This window comes from Spirosoma jeollabukense, from assembly GCF_054777855.1.
On record NZ_BAAHAD010000029.1, the window covers coordinates 1 to 8,511 of the forward strand.

At 41.8% G+C, this 8,511-nt stretch carries 7 protein-coding genes; 4 read left to right on the forward strand and 3 right to left on the reverse strand.

The annotated features are described in order from the left end of the window. Window positions 1-356: 356 nt before the first annotated feature. On the forward strand, window positions 357-551 hold the full coding sequence (locus ACYVEA_RS33915) for a hypothetical protein (protein ID WP_461117821.1): 195 nt from the start codon (window positions 357-359) through the stop codon (window positions 549-551). Window positions 552-1,304: 753 nt separating this feature from the next. On the opposite strand, the gene ACYVEA_RS33920 is transcribed toward ACYVEA_RS33915, so the two are convergent. The 3 genes from ACYVEA_RS33920 to ACYVEA_RS33930 form a co-directional block, all read right to left on the reverse strand. Then, complete coding sequence (locus tag ACYVEA_RS33920) at window positions 1,305-2,846, reverse strand: T9SS type A sorting domain-containing protein (protein ID WP_461117822.1); 1,542 nt, start codon at window positions 2,844-2,846, stop codon at window positions 1,305-1,307. Window positions 2,847-3,523: 677 nt separating this feature from the next. Continuing rightward, window positions 3,524-3,781, reverse strand: a complete 258-nt coding sequence (locus ACYVEA_RS33925) for a hypothetical protein (RefSeq protein WP_461117823.1) — start codon at window positions 3,779-3,781, stop codon at window positions 3,524-3,526. Between the two features lie 98 nt (window positions 3,782-3,879). Continuing rightward, entirely contained in the window at window positions 3,880-4,431 is a 552-nt protein-coding gene (locus ACYVEA_RS33930) for an RNA polymerase sigma factor (RefSeq protein WP_461117824.1), read from the reverse strand. Window positions 4,432-5,215: 784 nt separating this feature from the next. Here ACYVEA_RS33930 and ACYVEA_RS33935 point away from each other — a divergent pair. The 3 genes from ACYVEA_RS33935 to ACYVEA_RS33945 all read left to right on the forward strand — a co-directional run bounded on the left by ACYVEA_RS33935 (window position 5,216) and on the right by ACYVEA_RS33945 (window position 8,393). Then, window positions 5,216-7,249, forward strand: a complete 2,034-nt coding sequence (locus tag ACYVEA_RS33935; protein WP_461117825.1) for a tetratricopeptide repeat-containing sensor histidine kinase — start codon at window positions 5,216-5,218, stop codon at window positions 7,247-7,249. A 64-nt stretch (window positions 7,250-7,313) separates the two neighbouring features. Beyond that, window positions 7,314-8,039, forward strand: coding sequence for a LytR/AlgR family response regulator transcription factor (locus ACYVEA_RS33940; RefSeq protein WP_461117826.1), 726 nt, complete (start codon window positions 7,314-7,316; stop codon window positions 8,037-8,039). A 213-nt stretch (window positions 8,040-8,252) separates the two neighbouring features. Continuing rightward, window positions 8,253-8,393: an SDR family oxidoreductase gene (locus ACYVEA_RS33945; RefSeq protein ID WP_461117827.1), complete on the forward strand. Its 141-nt coding sequence runs from the start codon at window positions 8,253-8,255 to the stop codon at window positions 8,391-8,393. The last annotated feature ends 118 nt before the right edge of the window (window positions 8,394-8,511 follow it).

Genomic DNA, 8,511 nt, shown 5'->3' on the forward strand with positions numbered 1-8,511 from the left:
TCCCCACTGGCACTGGTTTACTCTCATTCTGAGAGCTTTCCAAGGTAGGACATTCTTGGAATTTTACACTGGCTCAAATCTAAAGGCCGAAGCGGCCGCAAAATCCTGGATTGGCTGTTCCAAGGCACTATTCGTCAAATCGACTTAATCAATCTTTTTCGACGAATTAACCAGGGCCATGAACTGAAAGGCGTCATTCTGCGCAATGATAACGGCAGCCAATTCATCGCCCACTCTGTACGTAATTTTTTGAAAAGCTCCGAGATCAAGCAGGACCGGGACGCCGGAGCGTTTTACACACGTTGCTACCCCTGAAGAGAACTCGTACATCGAAGCGTTTCACAGCATTCTGGAATATGATGTCATCGAACGAAATGAGTTTGGCAGCTATTATGAATCGGACGGCCGAAGCCGCTAAAGACCTATTAAAGCGTTATTTTTCCCATTACAACCGCACGGGCGGCCCCGCATCACCGGCTTCATCGTTCGATTGGCTTCGTAACCGCACCGACGGCCCGGACCTCAACAGAAATGAGAGGAAGCACAGGTAGTTTACGACACAACAGCAGCGGCTGCCGCCTTTTCAGAAAATCTGTCCAGTTAATAGGGGACTAAGACAATAGACATGTAGACTCGTTGACAAGTTCCCTGTACTCATCGAACTTGATACAATTTCGTCTAATGGGAACGTCGGAATAACTGACACAGTTGGGACGGGTCCATGGCTAAAAAATCCCGTGGCCTTAGGACACGAAAAAGGGCTCCTCTAGAAGATTAGCCCTTTCAGTAACCATACTTTACTAAATTTTTTAAAGCCTCGGATAGCTTCAAATTATCAACCTGGGGCTAACATATGCTAGTATGTGGTATGGCCTATCCCTAGGGAGATGTCGTCTCTGGCAGAGATCGATGGGGATAGGCCAATATCTTTCTTATCGGTCAAATTTTAAAGTGTCTTCTTGAAAGAGGTCTAGTTGGTTGATGTTTTGCTTCTTTTCATCTTTCTTTTTTTGCATACATTTTGGTGAAAGTTACTCGATCACCATTAAACACGACTTGCCCCAAACCCCAAGGCTCTTGTTGGTCATGGACCTCCCAACTGTACGAAAAGCAACCATATAAAGAAATATGACAGGAAAAAAATAGGGTGGTGACATACGATGTCACCACCCTATTTTTAGCGAGGGAATACAGCTCTTCTAATTTCTTTAAAAGACCCGTGCTCTTAAAGAAAGATGGCAGACAGTTTACTACTGGCTCCTTTTTGATTAGAAAATTGATAACCTATATCATAATAAAATCAATCATTTTATTAAAAGCTTCGACGCATAAGTTTTCCCGTCCTTTAGTAATATTTGCACGCTATAAAGTCCCTTTGAAAGACTTTCGGTATTTATCCCACTTTCTGTAACCTTTTCCTTGGATAAAACCAATTTACCATCCAAAGAAGAGATATTCACTTGACTAATTTCGGTTAAATCAATACTCTTAAAACTAAAAACGCCATTTACAACTGGATTAGGATACACTGTGAAACTTGGTTCAATTAAATTATTGACGCTTACAATACGACTGTATGTGAACTTACTATCAAGATCTATCATTTTCAATCGATAGTATGAAACACTAGAAAAAGGGTTGTTGTCATAAAATACATAATTTGATATTGACTCACCAGAGTTAGTAGCTTTAAGCCCACCTATAGGCTCCCAGCCTTTTGTATCGTTACTTCTCTGAACTTCGAATCGATCACTGTCAGTCTCAAGGCTTGTTGTCCATTTTAGTGTTACAGGTCCTCCATCTTTATTTGACGCTGAGAAAGAAATCAATTTAACTGGCAGTGGGTTTGTGTTATAAACATAAACCAAACAGACCCCAGCGTTCCCTTGAGTAACTTCAGAACTGGATGTGTTCCCTCCACTGGTAGTTATGGTTTTTGAAGCAAATGCCTCTACATTGAAAGCTACAGATCCGGTACCCGTATAAGCCACTGGTGGTACACCCGGAAATGTGTAGGCTGAAGTAGTCCCCGAAGAAATGTTGTAGTAGTTAAGACTACTTCCACTTTCAAGATTAATATTTTGTGAAGCTGTAGGGCCAGCAAATATCTTCTCAGCCATTATATCGCCTGAATAGCCCCCTGGTCCACTTAAAATAATTTCAGTACCTATCCTTAAATTCCTGATTGTTGAGACTGTAGTAGCCAGAACGTCAATGGTAGGATTTTCTGCTATTGCAGAGCTGTAAACTATCACTTTTGTAAGCGTATTTGTATTGCCTAGTATAGGCTGAGGTTTATCAACATTCAACGTAGCCGTCCAATCGGTTAGCCTTTTAGGAAGGACATTGCAATTAGTAAGCGTATTGGGTACTCTTTCTAAAATAATCTCTCCTGATGGCGAACTTTGTGTACCAGACGTGGCGATAAAACTGCTAGGCGTATAGGCCGTTGTAAAGCCATCGACTGGATATTCGACTCGAACCTCATAGGAGTCCCCAGAATTACCCGAAAGCGTGTATTCTCCTGTTGCACTGGTCAGATCGTAACTAACCTGGCTAGAAGTCCCTACTTTGATTAACTTAACCAGCATGGCAGAAATTCCAGTGCCATTAACAGTGACTTTTCCTGTAATGAAAGCATTGTGGACTTTGTCATGATCAGGGCTAGGTAAGACAGGTAACGTTTGCGCAGGAGATATTTGAGAAAATATAAGTACGAAAATTAGCACTCCAAACAAGTCCGAAAAGGATACCATTTTATGAACGCTACTAAGCGACCATAAATAATGAATCTTATTGGGAATCGTTGAATTAAGGTTTGAGTAATTTGATAAAACATTTTTCATAAAAGGAGAGATGGTTTTTTAATGTTTAATTTATTAGGTGGTTTTATTGTGAAATTTATAATTTAAATTATGGAATTTTAGCCTGGTTAAGTATAATATACTGACGTAGTATTTTCTATCAACTTTATAATATTAGAACCATTTTTTTTATTTCTACTTCTTTTCTTTTTTAATTCTTAATAATCATTATTTATTATGGCAAAGAATTTTGTGTTTAGGTAAAACTATATCCTTCGAATTATTGAGGTTTGAGTAAGTTGCCATGCTTGGGGAAGTGCGTGTCATTATGAACTACTGGCTTCCGAGTACTATGTTAAACTTGCCCATCGACAACTTCAGCTCATCATTGGCCGCCGTCGAGAAGAAATTGGCCTGGTGGCTACGACCCTGACATTGGGCTCCTGTGGCTGGTCAGGGAATGAGCTACCCATGCTTAAAATTAAATTCTGTACCCCTTGGGCATAAGCAATGGCTAGCTATCCATGCGTTTATTGCGCATGGCTGGTTTACAAATACCTATTCTATGCAGCGCTCTTTTCTTCATCAAAAGTCCGTGATAGAAATCTATATTGTAATAACCTGGGTAGTATAGATGTTGGGTTTTAATTACGATTATCTTCGGTGAATCTATTGCTCTAACATCGATTGAGTGAGCTTATCGACTGACTAAACCCAGGTTAGCTTTGATAGAGTAGCTCTTCCCATTGCTGTTGTAGCCAGTTCATGGATTCCTGTATGGGCGCTCCGTCAAAGGCTTCCACGGGTAGCCAGATGGCGCTATCTGGGCTATCTACTAGTTGTACCCGGAGAAGTTGCCAGCCCTGTCTGACCAGGGCCGAGAGCATATCCAGACTGGAGGCCAAGTCCTGATCACCAAAACTACCTTTCTGGTAATGTCCATTGGGACTGCGACTAAAAAAAAACACAAGTACCATAGCAAAAGGGGGTTAGATGGCTCTTTTTCACCGTCGATCGGTACGTTTAACCTTGGTAATAATTCCCTACCCGCGCAACGCTGTCTGGGCCGTCAGAACTAGTACTGGGCATGGGTTTTAAAGTAGGCTTCAATCTTAGCGCGGCTGCGCTTTAGCCGCATCTTGACAGCACTGCTACCTAGGCCCTCAAGCTGACCAATCTCCTCCACACTGACCCCTTCTTCGTACTTCATCCGGAGCAGGGCCTGCTCTTTCGCCGACAGCGTGGCCAGCGCTTGATGAAGCAGTGGCCCTATTTCAGGGTGAATATCTCCCGCTTCCAGGTCTCCTATATGCTGGGCCAGTTCGTCAGTCAACCCCGACAGGGGAAAGCGTTTGGCCAGCTTAAGCTGATCCATACAGTAGTGGTAGGCGACGGTGTAAAGCCAGTGCGAGAAACTGGAGCGGTGTTCAAAAGTGTCCAGCTTCTGAAATACTTTAAGAAAAATATCCTGGGTAAAGTCCCGGGCTGTTTCGGAGTCCCGGGTGATGGAAAGGCATTTGCCATAGACTTTGCCCACGTAGCGGGTATAGAGAGTTTCAAAACTGGGGTTGTCTTGTTCGGTTGGGCCCGTGCGAATGAGGGCTTCATCGGTGAGAAAAGTAGACATAGTAAGTGTTGATTCCGCTTTAGGAGTCTGTTTTTGGCTGATTTGGGTATAAGATGAAGTGGGTTGCCGTTAGCAACCGACTATTTACAAACCGGTAGGTAAGTTTGGCTTCGCATCATGAAAATGGCTACAAAAACCGGTAACGTACGCTTATAACGTACCAACGATCGTTGAATTTGTATTTAGTCAGCGTATCATTTTTGCCGAAAAAACAAGTCTCCAACACTGATAAAATAGGTTATAAACCTGAGCTAATCCAACTAACGATGCCCTATATACGCCGAATCAACTGGATCTAATTACAACATTAGTAGTAATAACTAATCAAGCTAGTATACTGCTGATTTAGCTGATTGTCTTATCTAGTATTGTAATTTATCTATGACTTTAAGTCATAAATTCGGCTAGTAAAGCCCATCCATTTAGCAAAAAAAGCATCAAAGTTTTTACCTAGGCGTATATTTTTCGCAAATAGAGTCATAGCTGTGCGAGGTTGATTCATTTTGTTAAATACATCTGTAGTTCTGCAAGAAGTAACTATTTCCGGTATACCTATATCCAGCAGGTATAATCATATGGCAAAAGAGATAATAAGTAATTTAAGAAAAAAATATATTTGACTGAGACGGGCAAATAAGAGATTGAAGCGGGCAAAAATGGTAAAATATATTAAATGGTGTTTCATTTTGTAGCGAACCGTTATTCTTATTATTTCCTGTCTTAGATTGCTATAAATACAAGTTAGCAAAAACATGATCATCCAATTAAATTCATACATCGTTATATGAGAGGATTCACCTCCGCTTTGTTCTGTGTATTATTGGTAAGTAGCTTCATTTCAGTATTCGCTCAAACTAAACCAGCTTCTTCCCCCGTTCGAAAAGATTCTATCCTTACCAAGCTAACTCACCAGCTACAGGCGGCACGCCAGGACACTACTCAGCTTAGTTTACTAACACTGCTGATAAATCGATGCCGGGAATTGGAACAATTTGATTTGGGTTCCCACTACATGCAACGGGGATTTCAACTAGCTCATCGAACGAAAGATCCCATTTATTTAGCCCGTTTCTATTCTCAGGCGGGGGATTTCACCCAACATCAACAAAAGTATCCACAGGTCATTACAATTTTAAAGCAGGCTATTTATTATCTGCAACAAACTTCTCTAAAGAAAGAGACTGCTTTGGCCTTATATAGGCTGGCACGTGCTTACGCTCACCGGGATATGCAGGTTGAAGAATATAAACAAATTCAGCAAAATCTGGCCTATGCCAATCACATTAATAATCATTACTACGATGTATCCAACTATGCCATTCTATATACTTATTATGCTAAAAGAGGAAATAAAAAAAAGGCTTTTGCAACATTAGAAAATATGCTTTCATTAGCTCAACGATACAAAATTCCCAGCGATTTAATTTTAGTCTATGCTAACTTAGGTGAATACTACGACTTGCAACAGAACTATATTCGTGGCCTTATTTACCACCAAAAAGCGCTGGCAGGCATCTTGAGCCAAGGAAATAAAGATGTGAATTACGTAAGTCAAAGTTACTATGCTATTGCCAACAATCTATTTCAACAAAACCGGTTCAGCGAGGCTCAGGCCGTTTTGACTCACGCTATTGAACTTAATAAAAAAGCAGGTATTATTTTGCCTGGTAATTTATTTCGCGTCCAAGCCCTTCTATTAGAACGCCAGCATCGATTAGGCGAAGCCACTCAATGGATCAATAAAATCTTGCCTAATTTTCGAGCGGCAAATCCCTCTGAATTAACGGATATCCTTGAGATTTTAATCCGTATTCAGCAAAAGCGGGGGCGGTTCCAAAATGCTTACTGGTTGTTAAAAGAGCAAAAATTGGTCAGCGACAGTCTGAAACAAGTTGACAAAAACATAGCACTGGCGAATCTTGAAGCCCGGAGTGAATTGCAAAGGCAAAACCATAAGATGATCCTCCTCCAAAAGGAAATGACCCTTAACCACCTTGAGATGGTACGCACACGCCAACGACAATGGATTATCGGGGGCTTGGCTTTTAGCTTGTTACTACTGGCAATTGGTAGTGTATGGGCCGCTAAAACGGCCCATAAGCATGTAGAGACCCTTCAGAAACAAACCCAACAAATTCAACAGCAAGCCCAGCATCTGCGTGATCTGAATAATGTCAAGGACACGTTGTTTTCTGTAATTGGCCATGATCTGCGCACGCCCATTCTTTACCTTAGGACCACCCTTAGGCAGTTAAGCCAACCATCAATTGATCAGCGGCTTTTCAATCGCCAGCTGACTCAGCTTAATCTTAGTGTGAATACCGTATACGCTACCCTGGATAATCTATTGCACTGGTCAGTTATCCAGCGGAATCATCTGTTGGTGACAAACCCAAGCAGAGTGGACATGGCTACGCTGATTCAGCATGAATTGATGCTGTTTGAGCCGATGATCACTCAGAAAGCGCTGGAAATTGAACTGGGTGAAGGACCGCACTGGGCCTTTGTCGATCAGATGCAGGCACAAATCATACTGCGCAATATCATCCATAATGCCTGTAAATTCACTCCTGTGGAGGGCCAGATTACGATTGATTATCAGACGATTGATCATGAGTCGATAGTTAGGATAGCAGACACCGGAATTGGGATGAAGACGGTAGGAGATGCTCCGTCACCACAAGGTACGGGACTTGGATTAGTCGTAGCCCAGGAGTTTCTTACCTTAAATGGAGGCCGAATGGCTGTTACCAGTCAGCCTGGTGAGGGGACAGCCGTGGAACTCTTCTTTTCTCGACCAAATACTGGTTCAGTTTAGATCTTGATTAATATCCTGGGATAGGTCAGCTTGATAAATTGACCCTTATTTTACAAACTGTTTTATGACCATTATTATTCTGGAAGACGAGCCGAAGATTACCCAACATTTAGAACATTTGATTCACCAGCTTCCCTTCCCCGTTTATATACAGGCTAAACTTACTACCGTTCAGGCGGCTATTCGTTGGTTAGAGTGTCAGCCAGCTCCCGACCTGATTCTTGCTGACGTTATGCTGAAAGATGGCATAAGTTTAGAAATTTTTGACTACCTCCAACTACCCACCCCCGTCATTTACTGCACGAACTACCAAAATTATGCCTTAGATGCGTTTAACAGTCACGTAATTGATTATATTCTCAAGCCCATTACAGCCCCGAAGTTAATCAGTAGTCTGGAAAAGTTTGCCAAGCGAACAAATTATCCTGGTCCTAGTTCGTCCCGTCCTAAACAAATTGATTATATAACCGTCAGTAAAAGCACCAAACTGCTGACAATTCCTACTGTATCCATAAGGTATATTTACCTAAAGGAAGAACTTGTTATACTTCAGACCCTAAAAAATACATATCAACTTTCCCAAACGCTCGATGAATTAGAGCACCTACTAAATCCCATCACCTTTTATCGAGCTAATCGTCAGTTTATAATTCATCGTCAAACTATAGAAAGTATAGAATACTTAGCTGCTCGAAAGATCGGTATATGGCTTAATCCATGTATTGGTAGTCCTGTTGTGGTTAGTAAGGCAAAATCCAGTGATTTTCTCCGCTGGAGTGGATTCAAGTGAGACTCTATTCACGATATAGGTATCACATTGCTATCAAACTTTACTGGAGATATAGGGGTTCTTCTTCCAATAGTGCACAAAATCACGGTCGCTTCGGCGATCCGATTCAAACGATATTTATAGTTTAACGTCTGGATGTGGGAGTGGACGGCGATGGGTTGAATCAAAGAGCGTTTGGTTAATGAACGAATATTTGCCTAACCGATTGAAAAAATGTTTATTGCCAACACCCCACTTGGTCGCCGAGGCCAGCCCAAAGATATTGCGAAAGCGGCCGTATTCTTGGCTTCCGATGATGCCACCTGGATTACGGGCGAGCAACTTTCGGTTTTGGTTGGTATGTATGGTTTTTAAGATGGTGGTTTATTCACCTGGGTCCTAGGGCGTGTTGACAATTAGGTAAAAATAGGTCTGTTTGGCAACTTTGCACTATGCGACGCTATGAAATTACCGACCAACAATGGGCAAAAAT